At 64.9% G+C, this 25,180-nt stretch carries 22 protein-coding genes; 11 read left to right on the top strand and 11 right to left on the bottom strand.

Features of this window, described 5'->3' with window-relative positions; translation table 11 throughout:
* Window positions 1-20: 20 nt before the first annotated feature.
* The 4 genes from ABFP37_RS10440 (at window position 21) to ABFP37_RS10425 (ending at window position 10,377) form a co-directional block, all read left to right on the top strand.
* Window positions 21-1,709: an NERD domain-containing protein gene (locus ABFP37_RS10440; RefSeq protein WP_347033521.1), complete on the top strand. Its 1,689-nt coding sequence runs from the start codon at window positions 21-23 to the stop codon at window positions 1,707-1,709.
* Between the two features lie 109 nt (window positions 1,710-1,818).
* Window positions 1,819-4,449, top strand: a complete 2,631-nt coding sequence (locus tag ABFP37_RS10435) for a sigma-70 family RNA polymerase sigma factor (RefSeq protein ID WP_347033520.1) — start codon at window positions 1,819-1,821, stop codon at window positions 4,447-4,449.
* A gap of 121 nt (window positions 4,450-4,570) precedes the next feature.
* Window positions 4,571-7,204 (top strand): PD-(D/E)XK nuclease family protein, encoded by a 2,634-nt coding sequence (locus ABFP37_RS10430; protein ID WP_347033519.1) that lies wholly within the window; start codon window positions 4,571-4,573, stop codon window positions 7,202-7,204.
* Complete coding sequence (locus ABFP37_RS10425; protein WP_347033518.1) at window positions 7,201-10,377, top strand: UvrD-helicase domain-containing protein; 3,177 nt, start codon at window positions 7,201-7,203, stop codon at window positions 10,375-10,377. Before ABFP37_RS10430 ends, ABFP37_RS10425 begins: the two co-directional genes overlap by 4 nt.
* A gap of 52 nt (window positions 10,378-10,429) precedes the next feature.
* On the opposite strand, the gene ABFP37_RS10420 is transcribed toward ABFP37_RS10425, so the two are convergent.
* Window positions 10,430-11,047, bottom strand: coding sequence for a DUF6308 family protein (locus ABFP37_RS10420; protein ID WP_347033517.1), 618 nt, complete (start codon window positions 11,045-11,047; stop codon window positions 10,430-10,432).
* 127 nt (window positions 11,048-11,174) lie between these two features.
* On the bottom strand, window positions 11,175-11,642 hold the full coding sequence (locus ABFP37_RS10415) for a hypothetical protein (protein WP_347033516.1): 468 nt from the start codon (window positions 11,640-11,642) through the stop codon (window positions 11,175-11,177).
* A 263-nt stretch (window positions 11,643-11,905) separates the two neighbouring features.
* On the opposite strand from ABFP37_RS10415, the gene ABFP37_RS10410 reads away from it, so the two are divergent.
* Window positions 11,906-12,253, top strand: a complete 348-nt coding sequence (locus ABFP37_RS10410; RefSeq protein ID WP_347033515.1) for a hypothetical protein — start codon at window positions 11,906-11,908, stop codon at window positions 12,251-12,253.
* Between the two features lie 292 nt (window positions 12,254-12,545).
* Here ABFP37_RS10410 and ABFP37_RS10405 read toward each other — a convergent pair whose 3' ends face one another.
* From ABFP37_RS10405 to hisC, 3 genes are all read right to left on the bottom strand, one after another.
* Window positions 12,546-12,791: a hypothetical protein gene (locus ABFP37_RS10405; RefSeq protein WP_347033514.1), complete on the bottom strand. Its 246-nt coding sequence runs from the start codon at window positions 12,789-12,791 to the stop codon at window positions 12,546-12,548.
* Between the two features lie 586 nt (window positions 12,792-13,377).
* Complete coding sequence (locus ABFP37_RS10400; RefSeq protein ID WP_347033513.1) at window positions 13,378-14,790, bottom strand: amino acid permease; 1,413 nt, start codon at window positions 14,788-14,790, stop codon at window positions 13,378-13,380.
* Between the two features lie 53 nt (window positions 14,791-14,843).
* Window positions 14,844-15,956 carry a histidinol-phosphate transaminase gene (gene hisC / locus ABFP37_RS10395; protein WP_347033512.1) on the bottom strand — a complete coding sequence of 371 codons (1,113 nt, stop codon included), beginning with the start codon at window positions 15,954-15,956 and terminating at the stop codon, window positions 14,844-14,846.
* A 93-nt stretch (window positions 15,957-16,049) separates the two neighbouring features.
* On the opposite strand from hisC, the gene ABFP37_RS10390 reads away from it, so the two are divergent.
* Window positions 16,050-16,562, top strand: coding sequence for an Lrp/AsnC family transcriptional regulator (locus ABFP37_RS10390; RefSeq protein WP_347033511.1), 513 nt, complete (start codon window positions 16,050-16,052; stop codon window positions 16,560-16,562).
* A 110-nt stretch (window positions 16,563-16,672) separates the two neighbouring features.
* Window positions 16,673-18,346 carry a thiamine pyrophosphate-binding protein gene (locus ABFP37_RS10385; RefSeq protein ID WP_347033510.1) on the top strand — a complete coding sequence of 558 codons (1,674 nt, stop codon included), beginning with the start codon at window positions 16,673-16,675 and terminating at the stop codon, window positions 18,344-18,346.
* On the opposite strand, the gene ABFP37_RS10380 is transcribed toward ABFP37_RS10385, so the two are convergent.
* The 5 genes from ABFP37_RS10380 to ABFP37_RS10360 form a co-directional block, all read right to left on the bottom strand.
* Complete coding sequence (locus tag ABFP37_RS10380; protein WP_347033578.1) at window positions 18,343-19,464, bottom strand: class I SAM-dependent methyltransferase; 1,122 nt, start codon at window positions 19,462-19,464, stop codon at window positions 18,343-18,345. The genes ABFP37_RS10385 and ABFP37_RS10380 overlap by 4 nt on opposite strands.
* Before the next feature lie 199 nt (window positions 19,465-19,663).
* On the bottom strand, window positions 19,664-19,831 hold the full coding sequence (locus ABFP37_RS10375; protein ID WP_347033509.1) for a hypothetical protein: 168 nt from the start codon (window positions 19,829-19,831) through the stop codon (window positions 19,664-19,666).
* 145 nt (window positions 19,832-19,976) lie between these two features.
* Window positions 19,977-21,230, bottom strand: a complete 1,254-nt coding sequence (locus ABFP37_RS10370; protein ID WP_347033508.1) for a DUF6596 domain-containing protein — start codon at window positions 21,228-21,230, stop codon at window positions 19,977-19,979.
* Window positions 21,230-21,562 carry a YciI family protein gene (locus ABFP37_RS10365; protein ID WP_078027687.1) on the bottom strand — a complete coding sequence of 111 codons (333 nt, stop codon included), beginning with the start codon at window positions 21,560-21,562 and terminating at the stop codon, window positions 21,230-21,232. The genes ABFP37_RS10370 and ABFP37_RS10365 overlap by 1 nt, the downstream gene beginning before the upstream one ends.
* A 189-nt stretch (window positions 21,563-21,751) precedes the next feature.
* On the bottom strand, window positions 21,752-22,354 hold the full coding sequence (locus tag ABFP37_RS10360) for a pentapeptide repeat-containing protein (RefSeq protein ID WP_347033507.1): 603 nt from the start codon (window positions 22,352-22,354) through the stop codon (window positions 21,752-21,754).
* Window positions 22,355-22,525: 171 nt separating this feature from the next.
* Here ABFP37_RS10360 and ABFP37_RS10355 point away from each other — a divergent pair, with 171 nt between their 5' ends.
* The 4 genes from ABFP37_RS10355 (at window position 22,526) to ABFP37_RS10340 (ending at window position 24,861) form a co-directional block, all read left to right on the top strand.
* Window positions 22,526-22,651 (top strand): hypothetical protein, encoded by a 126-nt coding sequence (locus tag ABFP37_RS10355; protein WP_347033581.1) that lies wholly within the window; start codon window positions 22,526-22,528, stop codon window positions 22,649-22,651.
* A gap of 256 nt (window positions 22,652-22,907) precedes the next feature.
* The gene (locus ABFP37_RS10350; protein ID WP_347033506.1) at window positions 22,908-23,117 is read left to right on the top strand and encodes a hypothetical protein; all 210 of its coding nucleotides are present in this window, start codon (window positions 22,908-22,910) and stop codon (window positions 23,115-23,117) included.
* A gap of 93 nt (window positions 23,118-23,210) precedes the next feature.
* Window positions 23,211-24,104 (top strand): ion channel, encoded by an 894-nt coding sequence (locus ABFP37_RS10345; protein ID WP_347033505.1) that lies wholly within the window; start codon window positions 23,211-23,213, stop codon window positions 24,102-24,104.
* A 616-nt stretch (window positions 24,105-24,720) separates the two neighbouring features.
* Window positions 24,721-24,861, top strand: a complete 141-nt coding sequence (locus tag ABFP37_RS10340) for a hypothetical protein (protein WP_347033504.1) — start codon at window positions 24,721-24,723, stop codon at window positions 24,859-24,861.
* A 46-nt stretch (window positions 24,862-24,907) separates the two neighbouring features.
* Here ABFP37_RS10340 and ABFP37_RS10335 read toward each other — a convergent pair whose 3' ends face one another.
* Entirely contained in the window at window positions 24,908-25,171 is a 264-nt protein-coding gene (locus ABFP37_RS10335; protein WP_078027690.1) for a hypothetical protein, read from the bottom strand.
* Window positions 25,172-25,180 lie beyond the last annotated feature (9 nt).

The raw sequence follows: 25,180 nt of genomic DNA, 5'->3' as shown, positions 1-25,180 counted from the left end.
CATGGTCGCCGTTACAGGGCATGGGGGCAGCAGTGAGATGTATTCCGGAAAAACCCGAGTTCGGCGACGGCCAGCTGGCCGAGAAGGCCGTGTGGGAAGCGCTAAGGCGCAGCCTGCCGGATGACTGTGTGCTGGCCCATTCCGTCCAGGTCCGGGATGGCCGACGCGAGCATGAGATCGACCTGCTGGTGCTGTGGCCGGGCGTCGGCATGGCCGCGATCGAAGTCAAGGGCGGTAAGGTCGGCGTCGAGAACGGGCAGTGGTATCAGTCCGACAGGGCCGGCAAGCACGACATCAAGAGCCCTGTCGCGCAGTCCCAGGGTTCGTTGCACGCCTTCAAGACGTGGCTCGAAGACCGGCTCGGCTCCCGGCTCAGCAGCCGCTTCGCTTATCTGGTCAGCCTTCCCTACACGGATGTCCGACGGGACTGGACGATGGCCGGATGCCCCCGCTCGCTGATACTCGACCAGACCGACATAAAGTCACCGGCCGGGTTGATCAGGCACGCAATTGAGCACGAAGGTGGCGGGGTCACGACCCTGGCACCGACGTTCCTGGAGCGCATCCTCCCCCACCTCTGTGGGGACCTAAATACGCGGTCCGATGCGTCGCTGGATCCGCAGGAAGCTGAGGACGCACAGGATCACCTCACCGAGCGTCAAGCCGTGCTTTTGCAGGCCACCAGGTCGATCAAGCGGGTGAGGTTCACCGGCGGTGCGGGCAGCGGCAAGACCTGGCTCGCCTTGGAAAAGGCCCGGCTGCTGTGCCGGGAAGGCAAGCGGGTGGGGCTCTTCTGCTACAACAAGGGCCTCGGCCAGTACCTGCAGCAGCAGGTTTCCGGCTGGCGGCAGAACAAACCCGTCTTTACCGGCGAGTTCCACGAGTACGTGCGCAGATTGGGCGTCCCCGACGGTTCCGACCTGCAATACTTCGAGGAGGAAATGCCCCGCCTCCTCAAGGACCTTGCGGCCGGCATGGACCCGCACGACCGGCTGGACGCCGTCGTCGTCGATGAAGCGCAAGACTTTGCGCCGCTGTGGTGGGAATCGCTGTTGGCCTGCACCACAAATCCCGGCAGTGGTGAAGTGTACGCATTCATGGACGACCGCCAGGACGTCTACCGGCGGTGGGGCGGAGCGGCTTCCGGCACTAACCATCCGACGGCGGACCTGGTGCCGATCCACATCGACGAAAACCTGCGGAACACCCGGAAGATCGCCGAGACGTTCAAATCCTTCGCCGGCGAGCACTTCACGCCGCGCGGCGGTACCGGCCTGCCCGTCCGGAGGGTCGAGTGCGTTACCGATGACGCCCTCGATGCCGCCGATAACTGCGTCGAAGCGCTCATGGACGAAGGCTGGGCCAACAACCAGATTGCTCTCCTGACCACCAAGTCGCGGCACCCGGCGCACTTGGAGCACGTCAATGCCGGCACCATCGCCGAGTACTGGCTCGACTTCCATGCGAACAACGGTGTCTTCTACGGCCACGTGCTGGGCTTCAAGGGCCTCGAGCGCTCCGTCGTGGTGCTGTGCGTCAACGGCTTCAAGGACATGGAACGCGCGGCGGAGCAGCTTTATGTCGGGCTGTCCCGTGCGAGGAGCTTACTCGTGGTGGTGGGCGACAGCGCCCTGCTGGAGGAGGCCGGTGGCCGGGAGTTGAAGATGGCGCTGTCGAAGGCGGAGGCGTGGGGGCCGCCTCCGGTCTGACGCCGCTGGCCGCGGTTTGGGCGAGCACGACGGCGGGCAGTTCAGTTTTTGTCAGACCTGCCCCCTAGTCTTCACTCACTAAGTTCCAAACCGTCCAATGGGGGATGAAATGCCAGAACTTGCCGACGACGCGACGCTCCCTGTCACGACGCTGACGCGGGTGTCCGAAACGGGTGCTGTTGCGTCTGTCCCGACCGAGTACGACTACGCCTTCCTCTACGCGTGGCAGCAGGAGGCGCTGAAGGCGTGGCACGCAAATGCCCGGCGCGGAGTGATCGAGGCTGTGACCGGTGCCGGTAAGACGCGCGTTGGGATCGCTGCCGCCTTCGAGGCAGTCAGGCAGGGCATCAAGGTCCTTATCCTCGTGCCAACGGCAGAGCTCCAGGGACAATGGCTTTCCTCCCTTCAGCGCGACCTGCCCAAGGCCCGGCGCGGGGCGCTCGGCAACGGCCGCTCGGACTCCCTTGACCATGTCGACATTCTCGTGGCGATTGTGCACTCTGCATCCAACCGGGAGACTCTGCGCAGCCACAAGGCCGGGCTGATCATCGCCGACGAGTGCCACCGCTATGCCGCGCCGATGTTTACCGGCGCGCTCCAGGAAGGCTACTCTTGGCGGCTTGGGCTGACGGCCACCTATGAGCGGTCCGACGGCGGGCATGAAGACATGCTGACACCGTATTTCGGCGGGGTCGTCTATAACCTCTGGTACGACAGGGCACTGCGGGACGAGGTTCTTGCTCCCTTCGATATCGCGCTTGTCGGGGTTGACCTGACCCCTTCGGAACAGATCAGCTACGACGAGTTCTCCGACACGATGCTTGAAACGGCACGTCACCTGGAGTCCTATGCCGGTATCCCCCGGCGGCCTTTCCACCAGTTCATCGCGGCCGTGGCTACGTTGGCAGTCTCCGAGTCCCCAAGCCGGGATGCAACGCTCGCCCGTAGGTACATGCGGGCCATGTCATCCCGACTCACGCTGCTGGCAGAGGCACGGACGAAGTACCTTGCGCTGGCCTCGTTGAAGGATTCCGTGGATCAGTCACGGGGCACGCTTGTCTTCACGCAGACCCAGGAGTCCGCGCGCCGAGCCCAAGAACTGTTCACCTCGATGGGCACCAAGGCGTCGGCGCTGTTCAGCGGGATGGCAAAGGACGACCGGAAGCAGGGCATGGCGGACTTCCGCAGCGGCGCCTCCCAGATTCTCGCGGCCCCGCGGCTGCTCGACGAAGGCATTGACGTCCCGGAGGCCGACCTTGGCATCATCGTCGCCGCCAACCGGAGCCAGCGCCAGATGGTGCAGCGCCTGGGACGTGTCATCCGCAAGAAGGCGGACGGACGTGTGGGCCGACTGGTGGTTCTCTACTCCAAGGGAACCGTCGAGGACCCGGAGGTGCAGGGCGAGGAGTTTCTGGGCCGCGTTCTGCCGCATGCCCGCGAGGTCGACTTCTTTGACATGAAGGCGGACCTCGACCGGCTGCAGGAGTTTCTCCGCCGGACGGAGGAGCAGCCGCCTGCCCCCGGTTCCGAAATCGTCCCGCCGGTGGGCGGGAGCGGCACCCCGGTCGGGGAACTATCCCCAGGTGGCACGGAGAGTGAGCCAAGGGAGGATTTCCTTGGTGTCCAAGAGCCGGAAGAGGCCACCTTGGAACTCCTCGAGGGCGAGGCGGACGAAGCCGAGCCCACCTCATTCGATCTCGAAGACCAGGACTGGCCCGAGGAACTTGCCGGACTCGAGGGTTTCAGCGACGATGCCGTATCCGACTACCTGCGGCGAGCCGGACGGGCTGACCTCCTGACTGCCGAACAGGAAGTGGAGCTTGCGCAGGAGATCGAGGCCGGGCTTTTCGCCAGGCGCCTCTTGGGGGACGGCACTCCCCGCGGCCGCAGGGAAGCGCGGGAGCTATTTGCGGTTGCTCAGCTCGGTGAACGCGCCGCCGACGCCCTGCTGGAGGCGAATCTTCGACTCGTCGTGTATATCACCAAGCGCCACGTTGGCCACGGCCTGGAGTTGTTGGACCTGATCCAGGAGGGGAATATCGGACTTCACCGAGCAGTCTGCAAGTTCGACTACACCAAGGGCTTCAGGTTTTCGACGTACGCGACGTGGTGGATCCGCCAAGCCGTAACCCGGGCTTTGGCCGATCAGGGACGGCTGATCCGGCTCCCTGTTCATATGGTGGAGCAAATCCACAAGGTCCAGGCGGTTCAGCGCGAAGGGGCAACCAAAGGAGTAGCCCACAGCTGCGAGGAGCTGGGCCGCCTCACAGGCCACACCGCGGACAAGGTCGAGTACCTGCTTGGCCTTGACAAGCCGATCTACTCCCTGGACCTCCCCGTCCCAGATGGCCGTGGAGGGGCGGAGCCGTTGGCGGAACAGATGGCCGATTCCTCGGAACCGGACGTCGTAGACCGCATCGCAGGCGAAGAGCTGAAGGCGCAGATCCACTCAGTTCTCGACACTCTGAGCGAGCGTGAGGCGGGCGTGATTGCACTGCGCTTCGGACTCACAGACGGCGAGGAAAAAACCTTGGATGCAATCGGCAAGGTGTATGGAGTTACGAGGGAACGTATCCGCCAGATCGAATCCAAGACGATGAAGAAGCTGCGCCATCCCTCGCGGTCACAGGTCCTGAAGGAATACCTGTATGACTGCAACGGGGCAGCCTCTGGTCCAGGCGTTGCCGGCTCGAGTGAAGGCGCATCCGAAGTTGTTGACGCACCATCACCGGCCGCGTGAGGTCCTCCGCACAGAGGCTGCTGCGCACGGATGCCAGGGTCAGCGTCTGCGGCGAGACACATTTGTCGGACCCTGCCGCTAGCGTGATAGAAACGACCACCAGCCAATGCATGGGGGATAAATGAAGATTGAGTTCGGGTGGCACCTCGACCGGGCACCGTGGGCCTACACCCAGCCAGGTCTGAACCACATCCGTGTGGGCCGAAAAAACTTCACGGCACTGCTGCAGACACGTTTGGGAATCACCCGCCCTGACACCGGGCACGCAGAGCGTGTCAGCCAGTACCTGGAGCGGCTTCGGTCCGTTGACTCCCCGGATGCGTGGTTCCACGCATCGTTCGAGGTTGACCCGTGGTCCACGGCTCAGGAGCTACTCGCCGCGCGTGACGACGCAGTCGCTAACGGTTGGGATGGGTCACTCCCCGAGTGGAAGCCAGGCACGGCAGAACCGTCGCCGTTGCTGCAGACACTGGCAGAATCGGAAAGCGCGCCTGGGCATCTCGCGCCCTCATTGGCCGACGACATCGCCGAGCTGGTGACGGCGCTCGACTCGCCCCTGCCGCTCGGCATCGACGAGCTTGTACTTCAGCACGCTGAGAGCACGTTCCCACACGTCTGGCGGTGCATCATCGGCAAGCTGCGGGACCGTGGAGTCCAGCTCAGTGAAGCCGTGCCCGCAGGCCGCCAGCCGCGGCTGACGATTTTCACCGCTGAAACAGAGTGGGAGGCCGCGGAACACAGCGCGCGGTGGCTCGCGGCCGGAGATAATCAACGAACCGCCGTCGTATCCTCCGACAACACTGCCGTCCTGGACGCTTATCTCGCAGGCCACGGCCTGCCGGCTGTCGGCGCAGGCGCTCCATCCGTCTGGCGTCCCCAGGACCAGCTCATTCCGCTCTTTTTCGAAGTCATCTGGGCTCCGGCGAACGTCCAGCTTCTCGCCGAGCTCCTTACCCTGCCGGGCTCACCCGTGCGACGGGCTGCCGCCCGCTACGTTCTGGATGCTCTGAAGGCAGAGCCCGGAACCGGAGGCGAAGCCTGGACTGCTGCCATCTCCGCCATCGCCGCCGACGAGCAGCTCGGCCCCGACCTCGCAGCTGCGCTGGACCTACTCTTTTGCACCGGTCTTCTCGTCGAGGAGAACGGCGTGAGCGGCACTGAGCTTGCTGAAAGAGCAGAATGGCTAGCCGGCCGATTGCGCGCCCGTGCTTCCATAGACGACTCCGCCAAGGCAACCGCATCCCTGCTGCAACGGATCCTGGCACTCGTGACGCCGCTCCCCCGCGTCTCGCGCCGGGATCTGCGCCGCATCATTGCAGCCGTCATCACCCCTTCATCGAGTGCGCTCAAGCCAGCAGAAGCTGCACCCTGGTTGCGCCTCGGTCATCTTGCCGAGCTGACAGACGACGTCGATCACGTGATCTGGTGGGGTTTCCAAAACAGCCACACGCCATCTGTCCGGCGGTGGGACGCACATGACATCGAGGCCCTGTCCCGGGTGGGTGTGTTCCTGCCAACCCCAGAAGAAATCAGTTCCCTGGAGATCGGCCAGACACTCGCTGCCGCCAGCCGGGCCGGAGACCTGGTCCTCGTTCAGATCGAACTGCGCGACGGCGAGCGGGAGCAAGGCAATCCGCTGCTGGAGGCTTTCGCCGCCGCGCAGCCGAGTCTGGCCGAGGAGTCCCTCTCTGACCGTCTCGCCCGGCTCACGCGCAGGCCCGGAGCACTCACTGACGCCACCGGCCGCTGGTCCCTCGCCGGCCGTCAGATGCAGCTCGCTCCGGTCGCCCAGCACCGCCCCGTCGCACCACCGGCCGTGCACGACGTCGGACCTAACCCTGCGTTCGTCCCGGAAAGTCTCTCCTCGACGCAGTTGTCCACGCTGCTCGGCTGCTCGCTGGCATGGGTGCTCAAGCACAAATCTCGCCTCCGCGTCCCTGCCGCTGCCAGCGTTCCGACCGACAACCAGATGCTCGGAATCTTCGCCCATAAGGTTGTCGAGGTGCTACAGGTCGAACTCCGGGCCGAACACCGGGCGGTTCCGGAACAGGACGAGGTAAGGGCCGCCGTCGACCGTCTCTTGCCGCAGCTTGCCTCAGAGCTGCTGCTGCCCGGCCAAAAGAGCCGTCTGGCCGGTGTGCGGGCCACCGTCGAAACCACCGTCATGGCCTTCTTTGAACAGCTGCAGCGCGGCGGCGTGGTGCTGCAGGAAATGGAGAGGGGCTTCGAAAAGGACCTGCACTTCACCGCACGGGGCAACAACTATACGGTCCCCGTCACAGGCCGGGCGGACGCTGTTGGCATCGACACTGCGGGCCGGACCGTCGTCGTTGACCTCAAGTGGACCAACGGCGAGAAGTACCGTCGCGAGGAAATCCTGCGCGGCGAGGCCCTTCAGCTCGCGCTGTACCAGTGGGCGTTCGATCCTGGCGATTTGCCACCGGACTCACCCACGGCTTATTTCATGCTGAAGCAGGGCAGGTTCGCATCGGCCTACCCGGAATTCGGATCCACGATCCAGCCTCGCCAGGACCCCTCACAGCTATGGCGGCAGACCATGCGGGCGATCGAGTTCACCGTTGAAGAAGTGCTCGCAGGACGGGTAACGGCAACGGCGCCAGCAGCCAACTCAGTGGCTGAAGGCGAACCCGATGCCGCCGCAAGCGCCGCAGACAGCGGCCGCCTGTATGTGAAGCCGAACTGCAGGTACTGCCACTTCGGAAGCCTCTGCGGACTTAAAGGGGATTACTCATGAACCTGCTGGACAACGTCACCATGGTTTCGGCGAGTGCCGGCACCGGGAAGACATTCACACTCACAGGCAAGATTGTCGACCAGATCTCCGCCGGGCTGCCGGCGGGAGCCGTCATGGCCACCACGTTCACCAAGAAGGCAGCCGGAGAGCTGCGCGAACGGATCGCGGCCCGTCTCCTTGAGCAGGCAGACGCAACGGACGACACCGGGGCCGCCGCCGCGCTGCGGCTCGCCTCCCAGCAGCTGCCCGCGAGCCTTATCGGCACGGTCAACAGCGTGTGTGGCCAGCTGCTGCAGGAACACGCCATCGACGCCGGACTGTCCCCTGCCCTTGAAGTCATCGGCGAGGAGCAACTCGCCAGTATCTTCCGCCTGGCCACGGATGAAGTCCTGGCCGAACACACCCCCAGCATCCTGCCCATCGCGCGGCGCATGGGGACCGACGGCAGCGGAGCACGGGACGCGACAACATGGCAGGAGACTGTGCGGGCCATCGTGGATGCCGCCCGGACCAACCTGCTCGGAGCGGAGGAACTGGCGGCCTGCGCGGAACGGTCCTGGACCGGACTCCGCGAACTGCTGGACGCTCCCGGCGCAGACGAACGCGACGAGTGGCTGCGGTCCCTGCGCGGCACCGTGCCTGATCTTGAGGCCATGGTCCGCGATGGCAAGACGCCTGCCGGGAAGAAGGTGACCACGACGTCGGCCATCTTTACCGAACACGTGCCCAAGATCCTCCACAAGATTGCCTCCATGGGCCCCGTGGAGGACATCTCCTGGGAGACCTGGCGAGGGGTTGTGGGGTCCGCTGCGCCGACCGCGGTCAAAGCACTCTTTGCCCCTGTCACCGGCGCCATCAAGGAAGGCCTCCTCGCCAACCCCGCCTTCCACGATGACCTGGAGCAGTACATTCGGCGGATGTTTGCCTGCGCTGAAGAATGCCTCACCGCCTACTCAGACTTCAAACGGCTGCACGGGCTCATGGACTTCGTAGACCAGGAGACCCTGGTCCTGAACCTTGCCCGGGAAAACGAGGCCTTCCGGCGCTCCTTCCCGTCGCGCATCCGCTTCCTCGTGGTGGACGAGTTCCAGGACACCAGCCCTCTTCAGCTGGAGCTCTTCCTTCAGCTCAGCCGGCTCGTAGAGGAGGCCGTCTGGGTGGGTGACCCCAAGCAGGCCATTTACGAGTTCCGGGGCACGGACCCCGAGCTCATGGAGGCTGTGGTCAAGGAAGTGAGCCGCCGGGAGCAGCTGTCCCATACGTGGCGTTCCCACCAGGCCGTCGTTGACCTGAGCAACGCCGTGTTCGAGCCGGTGTTCGAACTGCACGGCATGCCGGCCGCGACCGTCCACCTCGAGCTCCCGGACGCACACTCTGACTGGTCGCCCGGCACGCTGGAGGCCTGGACGCGGCCGCAAACGAACGACGGCGAACGGCTGAGGGCAACAGCGGCCGGTGTGGCGGCCATGTTGGCGCGCCAGCCAGAGCTGAACCCGGGCCAAGTTGCGGTGCTGGCCCGATCAAACGCCGACGTCGTGGCACTTTCGGCAGCACTGCATGAGTTGGGCATCCGCGCCAGCCGCAATCCGCGCATGTTGTCCGACTCCCGGGAAGTGCAACTGGCCCGTGCTGGCCTGGCGTACGTAGCTGACGGGTACGACACCGTCGCCCTCGCCGAGGTCGTCGCCCTGCACCCGGGGCACTCCGCCAACGCAACTTGGCAGCAGGAGTTGTTGTCGACCGCCGATCCTGCGCCCGTACTCGAAGCGTGGAATGCGGACCCCATTTTCAAATCCCTGGATGTTCTCCGGGAACGGGCAGCAACAGCCACGCCCACAGAGGTCTTCGAGGCTGTGGTCGGTGCACTCGGGCTGCCCCGCTTGATCGCGGGATGGTCCTCCCCCGCCACCCGACTGAGAAACCTGGATGCCGTCCGCGGTGTCATTAAGACGTACTACGAGCGTTGCCTCGCACTGCGCTCACCGGCAACCCTGCGCGGCTTCCTCACATTCTTCGGCTCCGAGGAACAGCGGTCGGCTGACAACGCCGGAAGTGACGTTGTCAACGTCTTCACGTATCACCAAGCCAAGGGACTCGAATGGCCTGTCGTCATTCTGGAGGGGCTTGATAAGGATCTGCGGTTCGCGGCGTTTGGCGCGGCAGTAGAGCAGGACGGCGCCTTCGACCTGGCGCAACCTCTGGCGGGCCGCTGGATCCGCTTCTGGCCCAGTCCTTTCCCCTATGGAGGCTCGCCGCTTGATGCCCGCGGAGACTCGAGCGATGTGGCCCGTGCTGCAGAGGAACGCGACCGCCGGAACATGGCCAGGCTCATGTATGTGGGCATGACCCGCGCCGTTGAAACCACAGTGCTTACCGGCAAGAAGGCCGCTCCGGGGCTCCTCAATAACCTGGGTGCGCCCTCGCTCGTGTCGTGGACGCCTGGCGATGAGGACAGCTCGGACGGTGCCATCCTGGTTGCAGAAGGGACGATCCTTGCAGCACGCGTAGAAGAACTCGACCCCGTAGACGCGTCACTTGCGGCTGTGGACTGGATGCCCCAGTTCTACGATGTGCCCGTTGATCTGCCGACCATGGTGCCACGACTGGCACGCTTCGCAGCGTCCTCCCTGGATTCCGTCGGGCACGAAGCTTGGGTCAATGCTGTGGCAGAACTCGGTCCCCGGCTTGCGGAGCACGGATCGGACGACTGGGGTGCCGTCGGCAGTGCCGTGCACGCCTATCTCGGGACGCAGTTCTCGGTGCTCGACCCGATTGAGCAGCGGGACCTCGCCGAGCGGATAGTCAAACGCTGGCAGGTGGAGGGAACGATCGACCCGTCACTGTTGCTCACTGCAGGGCTGAGGTTCGAGTCGTATCTGGACGCGGAGTTCCCCGGCTGGGTCAGGCACCGCGAAGCAGCGATCGGCTGGCGTCCCGAGAACCAGGTCATGGAGGGCTGGATTGACCTGCTGTTGGAAGGACCCGACGGATTCGTGCTCGTTGATCACAAGTCGTACCCGGGCAACGACCCAGACGGACATGTGCGCGACAAGTACCTTGGCCAGATGGCCGCATACCGCGATGCCGTCCTCGCTGCGACAGGGAAACCGGTACTGCGGACACTGATCCATTTCCCGGCTCTGGGACGGGTTTACGAGATCAGACCGCGGTAGAAGCGGACTGCCGGAGGGATCATGTCTTGGGGGTTTGGGGCCTGAGCATTGGCTACAACCCTACCGATGCGCGGGCGCGGTTGGCGTTGCGCGATCGGCTGTAGCGCATCCAGACAGCGGCGTCGAGTAGTCGCAGGGTGGTAATCAGTGAAGAAAGATTTGCTGGTCGAAGCGACTCAATGGCTTCCCGCCGCGACTCGACAGCCAATGCTGCACGTAGTTCTTTGGCAGGGTTGGAGCCTAGCGGTAGTCCCCGCCGAACAACACTGTCAATTACAGGAATAAGACGTGGCCGCTTTCGAGCGAGCAGTTTGCTGGCCTTCGTTTCCCCGACGCCGGCATAGCTATCCAGAGCTTCGTGAAGGGCAAGCGCCGCCTCAAGGTCTCTGTCTTCCGCTTCCCATAAATCCACTTCAGCCGGTACTTCTGACAACATTTCCGACAGCTCTACGGCGTCCCGCTCCAAGATTGCGCGGACGGCACGCGGTTCGTATCTGACGTCAAGCAGGCTAACTGCAACCAAGTCAGATGGCCCGATTTCGTAACGGGCGTTATCGCCGAGCTCATCGAATGTCGCCCCGGCGAAAGGCCCATCTCTATCAAAAAAGTGACGCAAAAGTCCGTCTGAGGGGTTGGTTATTACATCATCGATTCGCTCACCCAGCGTCATGATGCCAAGCCTAATGGGGGCGTGTCTTTAACAGGAGAGGCTCCCCACGAGAGGGCCGTATTGTCCTAAAGCCGAGGTGATTCATCAGAGGCCCCCGATGTCGGTGACTTCAGCAATAGCGTGTAATTCATTTATAAACGTGGAGTGCCGCCCCGTATCCAAGCGGCAGACCGTGGCCGTTCAACCAGGACACCATAACCTCCGAGGTTCCGGCCAGAGTCAGATTCTGCGAAGCACAGACCCCTCCTAAGGGCCTGTTGCCGGCCTCATCTGACGCCGAACCCAGACCCACACGCCAGTTGCGTGTGGTACCGCGGCATATCTGGGCAACCTCCACCTGGTAGCCGCTGCCAGTGTTCATGGCCTGGGCATAGCGCCCGATCGGCTGGCCATCCAGGCCTTTCGTTTGCACGACGAGCCAATCGCCGTCACGGGAAATGCCCAGAATGAGTGCGACCAGGTGGGTCGCCGACTCCACGTCCTGCCAATCCGTGTACTGCTGATTCAATTGAGCTTTCCACTCCAGCGCTTCCTCCGGCTGAAGATCCAGAATCAGCTCCAGAGTGGTCTCCAGACGTGTGATCGTATGCACCATGTCGGCTCCTTTCATTGCTTACCGATGCGCTCATTGTCATCGGCCGCACTGACATTTTTCCGGCCCCTGGTAGCCCGCTACTGTCAGTGGGCGTTGATAGTCTGCCTTGTCGTTGAAGGCGGGCCGATGGCCCGGAAAAGGGGTCCCCTCGGGAAATCACGAAGCCAACCCGCAAGATGCTGCAGCGAAGGCGATCGCGACCATCGCCCACCGGTTCCAAACGGACAAGATCGGCGTGCCGTACATCGAGCACCTCGAGCCGTGTGGCCGCCCGCCTGAACGCCCCTGAGCAGGTCGCCGCCGCCTGGCTGCATGACGTCGAGGACTGCGGCATTACTGCAGATGACTTGGTCAAGGCGGGCATCAGCCAGAAGGTGGTGGACGCCGTCGTTCTGCTCACCCGGGCGAAAGAAAACGCAGGCGACGGGTACTACGGGGCCATTCGAAACAACACCATTGCCTTGGCTGTAAAAGTGGCCGACATCGAAGGCAACACCGATCCTAAGCGGACGGCGCGGCTGAATCCGGAGAAGCGGGCGGAGCTGGCCGATAAGTACGAGAAGGCCAGGAGGATGCTCGGCGTCTACGTCGAGCAGCATCTGCCGTCATAACTGTGGGCGCGGTTCCCCGTGCCGCTGCGTCACCACCACCGGTATCGGCAGCCGGCGTTTTGGCAGGCCCACTTCGGCCTTCCACTCGTCACCTTGCCCGTTAGCGGATCGGCTCTCCGCTCCACCACCACGACGCACCCCGCGAATTCAGTCTTGGGGTTCTGTTCCCTTGCCCGCGAGTTGACCATGCCGTAAACAATTGGCCAGGCTTCATGCCCACACACCGGGCAAGTTAGGACCAATGTGCGCTCCTTCGCGGACATCTTGACCCGTCCTGTAAGACGGCGGTCTGTCACCACCACCGGTGCCGGCACTCACGGTTCTGGCATGCCCACTCGGGTATGCCCATCTCCACGTTGCCCGTGGCGGGATAGACCCTCTGCTCGTAGTCGATGCAACACCCGGCGAACTCGGTCTTGGGGTTCTCATCCCTGGCGTCCGGCATCACCATGCCGTACATGATCGGCCAGGCTTCGTGTCCGCACACCGGGCACTCCATGGTCTGTGCCCGCTTCTTTGCGGGCTTCGTGTTCGTCATGGCTGCACTGTAAGACCCGGCACCGACAACCAGAAGGCCGCAAGCACTTACAAAAATTTCTATACTCGCTAAGCGCTTTTTGTAACTCTGTCAGGGCCTTGCAGCATCACTGATGTCACTTGTTAGCTTCCCGCCCACCGCGCGGTTGCGGCAGCCCCATCGCAGGCTAAAGCCGCCGCTGCCGGAACATCGGGAACTGCTCCTGACCCGCGCAACCGTCGCTGAGCCGGCCGAAGACCGCCTTCGGCAGGACCGAGTCCCGGCCCGTCGCGTACAGCAGGCGTGATGGGCATCGGCAAGAGAATCAGCATCGGAGCGTTCCTGCTGTGGGTTGGCGTCCTCTCTGCCGCGCTGTGGCCCCACACGGCGTTTTGCCGCTGCTACAACGGATGCTGCCAGAACTCCGAGGATGCTGGTGGACTCCAGTGTCATAGCCGACCGCGATGTCGATGAGAAACGGCCACCCGCTGCCCAGTCTTCCGGGACCGAGTCAGCACCGGCATCGCATAGGGAAGGGCGCGCCCGGCCAAAGCCGGACGCGCCCTTCGCGTGTAGTGAACCCACGAAGTGGTTCGCTACACCTGATTTAGTCGATGAGCACCGGTGCCTTGGCGCGCTCCGAAGCTTCCACGCGGCCCGGAACATTGCCCGAACGGTGGTGCAGCCAGTTCGCCAGCGCCAGAAGCGCCACGAGTGCGAAAGTGCTCAGGAGCTGGGGACGGGAATCCTCGCCGATGAAGCCCACCGTGAAGATCGCCGCGAGGATGAGGAGGCCAAAGCACGTGAGCCACGGGAATCCGGGCATCCGCAGGGGAAGCTCCGTCCCCTCGCGGTCGGCCCGGAGCCGCAGCGCCAGCTGGGCCAGGAGCGCGGACGTCCACACCAGCAGGCATGTCGAACCCACGATGTTGAGCAGGACGGGAAGGACCTTTTCGGGGAAGGCCAGCTCCAGCACCACCGTGACAAGGCCGAAGGCGACGCTGGCAAGGACCGCGACCACCGGAACCCGGGCCTTCGACACGGAAGCGAGCAGACGCGGCGCTTCACCCCGTTCGGCGAGGGAGTATGCCATCCGTGAGGCGCCGTAGAGGTTGGCATTGAGGGCAGAGAGCAGTGCTGCCACGGCCACCAGGGTGATGGCGGTGGCTGCGCCGGGCATGCCTGCGGCCTCCAGCACGGCAGCAAACGGACTCTTCAAACCTGCAGAACCCACGGGAACCACCGCGGCGATAACGAAGATCGCACCGATGTAGAACACCAGGATGCGCCACAGCACCGTCCGGACTGCCTTCTTCACACTGCGGGCCGGCTCCGCCGTTTCAGCTGCCGCCACGGAGACGATTTCGGTGCCGCCGAACGCGAATGCCACCACGAACAGTGCCGTGGCAATCCCGGCAAAACCGCTGGGTGCGAAGCCGGCTCCGGTGAAATTGGCCAGGCCCGGCGACTGCACGCCCGGCAGCCAGCCGAAGAGTAGGGCAGCGCCCACCAGGAGGAACCCGACGATGGCCGCCACCTTGAGCAGAGCGAACCAGAACTCGAACTCGCCGAAGTTCTTCACGCTGGTGAGGTTCACCGCGGTGAGCACCACGATGAACACGAAGGCCATCAGCCACACCGGCAGGGCCGGGAAGATGGTGGACAGCAGGCCTGCCGCACCCAGCGCTTCGGCCGCGATGACCACCACCAACTGCAGCCACCACAGCCAGCCCACCGTGGCGCCGGCCACCGGCCCGTAGGCCTTGGCGGTGTAGACGGAGAAGGCGCCGCTGTCCGGGTTGGCGGCGGCCATCTCGCCGAGGGCCCACATCACCAGGATGATGAGGGTGCCGGCCACGAGGTAGGAGATCAGCACGGCCGGGCCGGCAGCCTGGATGCCGGCGCCGGAGCCGATGAACAGGCCCGCGCCGATGGCGCTACCGAGGCCCATCATGGTGAGCTGGCGGGGTTTGAGGGCCGCGCCAAGTGGGCGGGCAGACGTCATTGTCTGTTGTTCCATGGGGATTCCTCTGGTTGTCGGTGGAACGGATAGGGTTTCAGGTCAGTCGGTTATCAGGCTGCGTGGGCTTCCAAAACCCGGAGCACGCGATCGTTGGAGGCGGGGCTGGCAACGGTGATCCGCATGCCGTCGCCCTGGTACGCGCGGATCATGACGCCGGCGGCGTCGAACGCGCCCACCAGCCACGCCAGGAGGTGGTCATCCGCACGGATCCAGAGGAAGTTGCCCTGGCTCGGCTGCAGTTTCCAGCCCTGGGCCTCCAGCTGCGCGGCCATCCGTGTGCGCTCCTGCCTGACGGCCGCGACCCGGACTTCCATCTCCTCCCCGGCATCCAGCGAGGCGATGGCCGCCTTCTGGGCCAGCGCGCTCACGGAGAAGGGAAGGGCGGTCCGGCGCAGCCCCTCGGCGATGTCCGGCGCGGCCACGGCGTATCCCACCCGCAGGCCGGCGAGTCCGTAGGCCTTCGAGAAGGTGCGCAGGATGCAGACGTTCGGGTACTGGCGGTAGAGCGCCAGGGAATCGGGGCCGCTGCCCGCTTCGGCGTATTCCACGTAGGCCTCGTCGATCACCACGAGGATGTCGGAGCGGACGGATTGCAGGAAGGCCTCGATGCGTTCGTGGCTGATCGGCACGCCGGTGGGATTGTTGGGGGTGCAGAGCAGGATGACCTTGGTGCGGGCAGTGACGGCCGCGGCCATGGCATCGAGGTCGTGGCCCTCATGGTCGTCCAGCGGAATGCGGACCGGCCTGGCGCCTGCCAGCTCAACCAGGATGGGATAGGCCTCGAATGAACGCCACGCGAAGATCACTTCATCCCCGGCATCGCAAAGGCCGGTAATGATCTGCTGGAGCACGCCGACGCTGCCGGGTCCCACCGCCACCTCTCCGGCCGTAACGCCGAGGTGGCGGCCAATCCGTTCGCGGAGTTCGACGGCGGCACTGTCCGGGTAGCGGTTCATCGTACCGGCCGCTGCGGCCACCGCAGCGGCTGCAGCTGGCAGTGGCTCGTAGTGGCTTTCGTTGCTGGCGAGGGCTGCGATGTCCACGCCGGCGCCGCGCCGGCCGGGAACGTAGGACGGAAGTCCGGCCACAGCGCCGCGAAGGGCGGGGAGCGCGGTGTTCTGCAGTGCAGAGGCAGAGGCGGTCAGGAGCTGATCGGGGGTCATGAGGACCGATCATGGTTGTGACCCGGCCCACAATGCAAGATACCCTCAACCCATTGGGACTTCTGCTCAACTTCTAGTGACTGTGGTGAAAATATGACCATCGCGAACCCTCGCACTCTGGATTCCCTCGACGGCAGGATCATCCTGGCCCTCGACAAGGATCCCGAAGCCAGCGCCCTGGCACTCTCCCGGACGCTCGGCGTCGCACGCAACACCGTCCATGCCCGGCTGGCACGGCTGGAGCGCAGCGGCGCCCTCCGCTCCTTCAGTCGCAGGCTGGATCCCGCCGCACTTGGCTATGACCTGATGGCCTTCCTCTCACTGTCCATCAGCCAGACCCGGACAGGTGCGGTGGAGGACGGGCTGGCCGCGATCCCGGAGGTCATCGAGGTGCACGCCACCACCGGGGACGCGGACCTCATGGCCAAGGTGGTGGCACGCAGTACGGCCGATCTCTACCGCATCACCAACGAGATCCTGGAAATCGAGGGAATCCAACGCACCAGCACGGCCATATCCGTGCTGGAACTCATGCCGCCCCGTTACGACGGCCTCCTGAGCCGGCTGTCGGAGCAGGAATCCCGCCCGCGCACTGAGCTCGGGTGATTCACGCCACAAGTGGGCAAATTTTCACTCTGAAGCAGAGTTGGTTGCCAAATATCCCAACCAAAACACTCTCTCTTGCCGATCCGTGACCCAGCACACAAGATTCCTGCATGACTACACTCACCGTCTCCGGCCGCGTGGCACAGGTTCTCAGCAGCTACCTCAGCGACGTGTTCGGCGTCATGGGCAACGGAAATGTCTACTTCCTGGACGCCGCGGAAAAGCTGGGCCTCCGCTTCTCCGCCGTCCGGCATGAGGGCGCCGCCATCGCCGCGGCCGACGCCTACTACCGGACGTCGGGACGCCTCGCAGCAGGCACCACCACCTACGGCCCGGGCTACACCAACGCGCTCACGGCCCTGGCCGAGGCCGTCCAGGCGCAGATCCCGGTCGTCCTGGTCACCGGGGACGCACCGAGCAGCGGCGCCCGGCCCCAGGACGTGGACCAGGCGGCCATCGCCGCAGGCCTCGGCGCGGCCACCTTCACCGTCACACGCGACGCCGCGGGCGCCATCACCCGGCAGGCGGTGGAGTACGCACTCACCAGGCGGACCGCCGTCGTCATTGCCATTCCCTACGACCTCGCGGCACTCGAGGCTGCAGATGAAGAGCTTCCGGCGCCGCTGGCAGCGGGGGTGAGTGACGACGTCGTCGGCGGTCTCGTCCAGGTAGCCCGGCTGCTCGCCGGGGCGAAGCGGCCGCTGATCCTCGCCGGCCGCGGTGCGCACCTCGCCGGCGCCGGCCCGGAGCTCCGGGAGCTCGCCGACCGGCTGGGCGCGCTGACCGCCGGAACCGCCCTGGCGCTCAACCTGCTCCGGGGCGAGGGGTATCTCGGCGTCGCGGGCGGCTTCGGCACGGACACCGCGGCCGGGCTCATGGGTGAGGCCGACGTGGTCCTCGTGGCCGGGGCGAGCCTGAGCCCCTTCACCATGCGGTTCGGGCACCTGCTCGGCCCGGACAGCACCGTCATCCAGATCGACACCGCCCTGCAGCCGACCAACCCCCGGGTGGATACGTTCGTCAGCGCGGACGTGAAGTCTGCGGCGGGGCGCCTCCTCCAGCTGCTGGATGACCCGGACTCGCCGGACGCCAGCCGCGCAGAAGCGTGGCGGGCGGAAGCCCGCAAGCGTCTGGCCGAAGGACCGGCCCACCACGCAGGCTCCGTCGAGACGCCGGACGGCCGGCTGGACCCGCGCTCCCTTGCCACGGCACTGGACGCCGTGCTGCCGGAGCGACGCACCGTAGTCCAGGACGGCGGGCACTTCCTCGGCTGGGCCCCCATGTACTGGAACATCCCGCGGCCGCAGGACCTGGTCATGGTGGGCACGGCCTTCCAGACCATCGGGCTCGGCCTTGCCAGCGCCGTCGGGGCAGCCCGCGCAGTGGAGGACGGCCGCACCCTGGTGCTGGCCTCCGGCGACGGCGGTTTCCTGATGGGCCTGTCCGACCTCGAATCGCTCATTGGGGCGGCCAGCAGCGCCGTCGTCGTGATCTACAACGATGCCGCCTACGGGGCCGAGATCCACCAGTACGGCTCCCAGGGCCTGACCGAAAAGCCCATGTTGATCCCCGAAGTGGACTTCAGCGGCATCGCCCGCGCGCTCGGCGCCGAGTCGGCGATCATCCGTTCACTGGCGGACCTTGAGGCGCTCACGGAGTGGATCGACGCCGGCTCAAGGGGAACCTTCGTGGCCGACTGCCGGATCACGTCAAGCGTCCGGGCGCCGTGGATGAGCGAGTGGATGCAGGCCAAGCAGGAGGCGAAGGCTGCGGTGGCGGGCTAACTGCGAACAAGCCGCCACAGCGACGTGACCTCGGCTGTGCGCGCCTCGAACAGGGGATCGTCGCGGTCCGATGCCTTCGGATGCGTTGGCTTGGTGTCTAGCCGTTCCACCACCTTCAGCCCAGCCGCCGTGATGGCGGTCAGCAGATCGTCACGCGTCCGCAGGCCAAGGTGCTCGGCCAGGTCGGAGAGGACAAGCCAGGCCTCACCGCCCGGTTCCAGATGGTCGGAGAGTCCGTTCAGGAAGCGGAACAGCATCCTGCTCCCGGGGTCGTAAACGGCGTTGTCCAGGGAGGAATGCGGCGTGGCCGGAATCCAGGGAGGGTTGCACACAATGAGGGGTGCCCGCCCGGGCGGGAACATGTCGGTCAGGACGGCCTCAGCATGGTCCTGGACACCGAGGTTCCGGAAATTCTCAGCGGCGCAGGCGATGGCACGCGGTTCATTGTCCGTCGCCACCACACGGTGGACACCACGGCGCGCGAGGACGGCAGCGAGCACGCCCGTGCCGGTTCCGACGTCGAACGCCAGCGTGTCAGAGGGCAGCGCAGCGGCGGCCACGAGATCCACATACTCGCTCCGGGTGGGGAAGAACGTGCCGTAGTGCGGGTGGATGCGGCCCTGCAGGGCATCGACGTGGACGCCATTCCGTCGCCACTCGTGGGCGCCAATGGCCCCGACAAGCTCATGCAGGGACACAACGGAAGGTTCGCCGATATCACCGTACGCTTCAGCGGCGGCCTGCCGGATGTCCGGTGCGCGGCGCAGCGGCACCACCGGGCCCGGATCAAGAGGAATCAGCAGCAGGCCGAGAACGCGTGCACGGTGCGAGCGGGACTGGCGGTGCCGATAGAACCTATCGGCCGGAGTTGCTGCGGTCTCTTTCTTTCCGGCGCCCATCCGCCGGTCCATGGCGTTGAGGATCTGCCGTGCGTTGTGGAAGTCACCGTGCCAGAGCATCGCGATCCCCTGTGACGCCATCCGGTTCGCATCATCGGCCGTGAGAGAGTCGGAGACCACCTCGACGCGCGTCGGCGCCGGCCTGCCGTTCGCCGAACGCCATCGCGCGGTCATGCTGCCACCGGCCTCGGCCCAGGTCACGACGGCGGGATCATCCACCGCAGCTGTGCGCGAGGGATTGGGGACCGGCGTCGGGATTCCCACGGGAGCTGGCGTGTCAGTAGTGATAAAGATCCATTCCAAGTGTCCGGGGGCGGATCGGAGACTGACGATTGCGGGCGGCGATTCCACGACGTGCATTGTCAGGATACAGGGGTGCCGTGGTCGCCACCCGACGGGGCACCGCCGTCGTACTCCCTTACTCCGAGGTGTGTGGTGCGTTCAGTTCGCCTGCAATCTCCACTTCAAGCGCCGCTATGGTGGCCTCGGGCAGGACGATGAGGCCGTCCAGCCACCGCCGGTTCACGGCGGCGTGCGCCGCCATGAGGGCGGCGACCTGGGCCTGGCTGGCTTGTTCCGCCTGCACCGCCTGGTTTCTGATTTTGTACAGCTCAATGCGACGACGGTGCGGGCGTTCGCTGGCCTTGGACCACGACCTTGCCCACCCTCCGGCGATTCCGCTGAGAGGCCACTGCCCCCGTCGCACCCCAAGGGGAGGCCCTAAGCCCGGCTCAACCCGTCAGTTCGTTCAGCCGGGTCCGGAGGTAGCGCCGTTCGGCGTCGTTCTCACTGAGGATCAACGCCTCCTCGAAGGCGACCCGCGCCTCGCCGAGACGGCCCACCCGGGTCAGGAAGTCGGCGCGTGCGGCGGCCAAATAGGGGTAGCGGGCCAGCTGGGGCACGGCACCTAGCGCATCCAGCTCCGCCAAACCTTCCCCCGGGCCCACCGCAAAGCCGAGGGCTATGGCCCGGTTGAGTTGGACAACGGGAGATGGCCACGTCTCCATGAGCACGTCGTAGAGCCCCAGGATCTCCTGCCAGTCAGTGTCGGACCACGACGCGCTCTCGTCATGGACGGCCGCGATCGCCGCCATGACGGCGAAGCGGCCCGGGGGCCGCGAGTTCAACGCCTCGCCCAGGAGCGCCACCCCTTCTTCGATGGCCGGCCGGTCCCATTTCGACCGGTCCTGGTCCTCCATCAGCACGAGGTCCCGGTGTTCATCGAGCCGGGCGCCCCTGCGAGCGTCGGTGAGCACAACGAGTGCCAGGAGCCCGGCGACGTCGCGGTCGTGGGGAAGCAGGAGCCGGAGCATTCTCGCGAGCTCAAGGCCGCGTTCCGCGAGATCACGGCGCATCAGGTCTGCTCCTGACGGGGCCGTGTGCCCGGTGGTGTACACCAGGTAGACGACGGACAGCACGCCGTCGACGCGCTCGTGCAGCTCGGACGCCGCCGGCACACGGTAGGGGATGTGCGCGGCCGCGATCTTCTTCTTGGCCCGGGTGATCCGAGCCGCCATCGTGGCCTCGGGCAGCAGAAACGCCCGCGCCACATCAGCCGTGGAAAGGCCACAGAGGAGCCGCAGCGTCAGGGCGACCTGGGCGTCAATCGCCAGCGCCGGGTGGCAGCAGGTGAAGATCAACTGCAGCCGGTCATCGGCAATGTCTTCCGAGTCCCGGCCCGGCTCGTCCTCTGTGTACTCCTCCGGATCGAACAGCTTGGGGAGCGCCCGCTGCGCCGTCGCGGCACGGCGATGCATGTCCAGGGCCCGACGGCGGGCGGTCACCGTGAGCCACGCGCCAGGGTTCTTCGGGATGCCGCGCGGACCCCACGTGGACAGTGCGCTGGCATACGCGTCCTGGACGGCTTCTTCAGCGGTATCGATATCACCGCTAACACGTACGGTGGCCGCCAGCACGAAGGCCCACTCCCTGCGGTGCGCATCGGCAACCGCGGCAGCAACCTCCGTGCTGGCGGCCTGCGCCATCAGCTGACCATTCGCACGGGCCGGACCTCTACCCCGATGCCGGCGGGAACCTCCTTGGCGATCTCCAGCGCCTCGTCAAGGTCGTCTGCCTCGATCAGGTAGTAGCCGCCCAGCGTTTCCTTCGACTCGGCGAAAGGACCATCCGTGACCGAGAATCCACCCGCTCCGTCGCGCCGGATGGACGTCGCCGTCGAAGGTGGCTGCAGTGCGGCCCCGTTGAGCAGGGACGTGCCGCGGCGCTGCTGGAACTCCTGGTAAGGCGCGCTCATGTCCTCGCCGTCGGATTGTTTCGCCGCTTCGTCCTGGAAGATCAGGACCAGATACTTTGACATTTTCGTGCTCCCTTCGTCGTAACTCTGGTTTGCGCTTTCACTGCAACGACGTCGAAGACCTCGTTGTGAGAAGGGCCTTCCAATCGAGCCCTTACTCATACGACGCCCGCCGGAAGCGTAGATCGACAACTACTGCCAGAATTCCAAAAGAAGCCACAAAATGCCAAGGATTTTATCTTTGTGGCCGCGCTATTGAAGCGGACAGTTAGCTGCCCTCGCCGCCACCCGGCCGGCCCGAACCTCAAGGACCTCATCGTAGGATGGCTTTGCCGTTTGAAACACCGACATGTCCAGGCCGTCCGTTTCGTACTCAACATTTGGCTCCCCTATCGGGTGGTACGGCTGCTCCAGCCCCATAGCCGCCCCACCCAGCAACTTATCGGTGGCCATCACCAGATGCCGCAGCGTCTGCGCAAGCGACCACTCGCCGTCGACCGTTACATCCTCGGTGCCTGGCGGCAGCGCAGCCGCCCGCCGCAAAATGGCGGCCCATGTATCCTCGAGCCGGGTCCAGGCCTTCCCCAGGCTGTCCGGATCGCCGGCGTGCCGCAGCTCCCGGCCAGGAAAGCGCCGGTTGAGTTCCGCGTCAACGAGCGGAGCCACGTCCACGCCGTTGACCAGCATCAATCCCTGGTCCTCGAGGAGCCAGGGAGCGTCGATGTCCAGGCGCTCAACATAAACACCGCGCATCACCGCACCGGACAGGTCGGAGCGGACGAACCTGGACCCGCTCAGGTTGACATCGGAAAACTGCGCGCCCCACAGGTCATCGGACTCGGTAAAGGTTGCCATGCGCGCCATCTTTCCCGGTGAACCGCCCATCCATCAAGGACTGCGCGACGTATTGGACCCGCGATTTTCGAAGGGGTGGCCCCGTCCGTTGACTCGCGATTCGCCGCGGAGGTGCAATTAGACTGGCTCCCGCAACTGCAGAAGCCAGTCCACGAAGCGGCCCCCGCTTCCGTGAGGCCGCCCTACGCCGGCGTCTACGCCCACACCCCGGAACTGTTCCCCACGTGGATGCGCGCCACCGGCGTCGGACTGGCCAGTGCCGTAGGACGCATCGGCAGCATCCTGGGGCAACGTTGATCCAGTCTTGAGCCAACCTTGAGGATCCGTGTCACACTGCGCATTCAATGCGTGACTGCCACGCATCTTGGGCGTGAGACGCGCCCACCCGTTGCCATGGCCAAGGCGGCCCCTACCCTGCAGTCCCCGATGACCCAGACGCCGGCCTCAGCCAGATCGCGTCGGGCCCCTTTGCCAGCTTCTCCCATGCGTTGGCTTCTCACGATTAACCCGCGGAGCTTCACGGGCCCTGTCCGGCATTGCCAGGACGGAGGCCATGGTGTACCTGTCTCTTCAGGGGGTGGGCGGCGGCACCCATCTGAAGGACGAGTACGACGTGCCTGTCGGCCAGAACGTCTACGTTCAGATGGATCCCCTGAGCACCGCCGGGAAAACCCTCGCGGAGGCGGAACGGATCATCAAGGAGAAGTTCGACGAGATCAAGAAGAACCTCCGGGATCGGGAACAGAAACCGGATTCCGAGTAACCGGCATCCGGCAGCAAGGAACCCCGCAGTGCCCAGCACTGCGGGGTTCCTCTGTTTGTCACTGTGCCCAAACGCGCGCCCATATGATGAGGCATGGACTTCGAGGACACGCTCTGGACGGTTTTGGGTGCGGGGTTGGTTCTGCTGATGCTCGTCGACGTCTTTCGTACGCTCCTTTATCCGCATGGTTCCGGTCCTGTAGGCCGGGCGATCATGCGCGGATTCTGGCTGTTGTCGAGAAAACTGCGGGGCCGGAGCTCCTTCATCGCAGCACCCTTGGCGATGGCCGCTGTCATTGGCGCCTGGGCAGCCCTGGCAGCCATCGGCTGGGCCCTGCTCTACCTGCCGCATCTGACGGACGGTTTTGTTTACGGAGCCGGGGTTCCTCTGCGGGCCGACTTTGCCGAAGCCCTCTACATCTCCCTGGTCACTCTTTCCACCGTGGGGTTTGGCGATATCGTGGCAGCGCATCCGCTGCTCAGGCTGGTTGTCGCCCTCCAGTCCGTCACCGGTTTCGGGTTGCTGACAGCAACGGTCACCTGGATCCTGCAGACGTACCCTGCCCTGAACCGCCGCCGGGCCCTTGCCCACCAGCTGAACCTGTTCAGGGAGGCTGCAGGTCCGGCGGGTGCATTGTCGCTGGATCCCCGGCATGCTGCCGGGCTGTTGGAGTCAATGGCCGGAAACGTGGCTTCGGTAAGCATAGATCTGCTTGCCTTCCATGAAACCTATTACTTCCGTGAAGCCGAGCAGCGCGGCTCCTTGCCGGCCACGGTCGCCTACGCCCAGGAGCTGGCATCCCAGGCCCAGCTCAGCGAGAGCCCTGAACTCCAGTTCGCCGGACGGATGCTCCACGCGGCGCTGGACGGACTTGCGGAGGTCCTTCGCGGCAAATTCGGCCACTCTGGAACAACATCGTCCGATGTGTTCGACAGCTACGAGCTGCACCACAGACACCGGCGGCGGGGGGAACCGGACACGAACTAGCGGCATGGTGTGCCATGAGGCCCGGGGAAGATCACGGGCCAGAAAGCGGCCCGATCCAACGGCCTCCGCGAAAGGCTGTTACCCGGCGGCAGACCGCGGTGTGGCGTAGTCCACTTCGGGAACCCAGGGTTGCCTTTACGGACGGGGAATTCAGGTATCCACGGCACATGTCAGCGAAGGAACGAAGGAGCGTCTACTCGCAGGCAATCCCGTCGGAATCGCGGTCAAGCGCTGCACGGTAGCCTGCTGAACCGGGCGATCATCGACGAGTTCAGCGGGTTCAGCGACGTGCCCAGGCCCAGGCCGGCCACCGCGAGTCCGGCGCGGGAAGTGTTGCTCACGGCAACAGTCTTCCGCACACGGTGCGTCTGGAGCGAACTCGGGACACTTCGGCTCTCCCAACTGCGGACCCCAATAAAGCCTGAACAAATCCTGCGCAAATCTGGCCTGTTGCATGACGGATTCTTGAGCCCTGCCCGGCATAGTCGCTTATAGCAAAGCCAATGCTCAGGGCGCAGGGAAGGACAGGGCCATGAACGCTAGGACTGTACTCACCAGTCAGCATACCGACAGCCGTTGGACCGCTGATGACGTTAGAGAAAAGCTCGGACGGGAGTTGGAATCTGATCCAGGCCTGGCCGAATTCCTTGCCGCTGCCCCTAACATGGCGCGCGCCCTCAAAGCCGTCCTGAACCTGGACCTTGGCGAACTGGCCGAGCGGCTGGTCAGAGCTGAGATCAGCGCTATTTTGTACTAGTGAGGATGCGGAGCGGCAGGGAAGCCTGCTTCAACCGGACATTTTCCTACTCCGCAGGGCTCACCGATGATCGGTGCTGGTGCAGAGTTTCCTGATAGTTCTCCTCGGACCTTTCATCCCGGGGTTCATCGTAAGGATAGCCACCGGGAAGCGACCCTTTGGCAAGACCGCGCAGGACCAAGTGATGCAGCGAGATTTGACCGTCAGCCATGACAGCGGACACCGTGCCCGATGTCGGACTGTGAATTTTGACGTTTGCCATCTGGTCAATGCCGGACGCGGTGGCCCCGCTCAGGAAAATGACTGCCAAAGCTGCTAT

Source organism: Burkholderia sp. RS01 (assembly GCF_039748055.1).
Lineage (GTDB): Bacteria > Actinomycetota > Actinomycetes > Actinomycetales > Micrococcaceae > Arthrobacter.
This window is presented reverse-complemented; position numbering and strand designations above follow the sequence as displayed.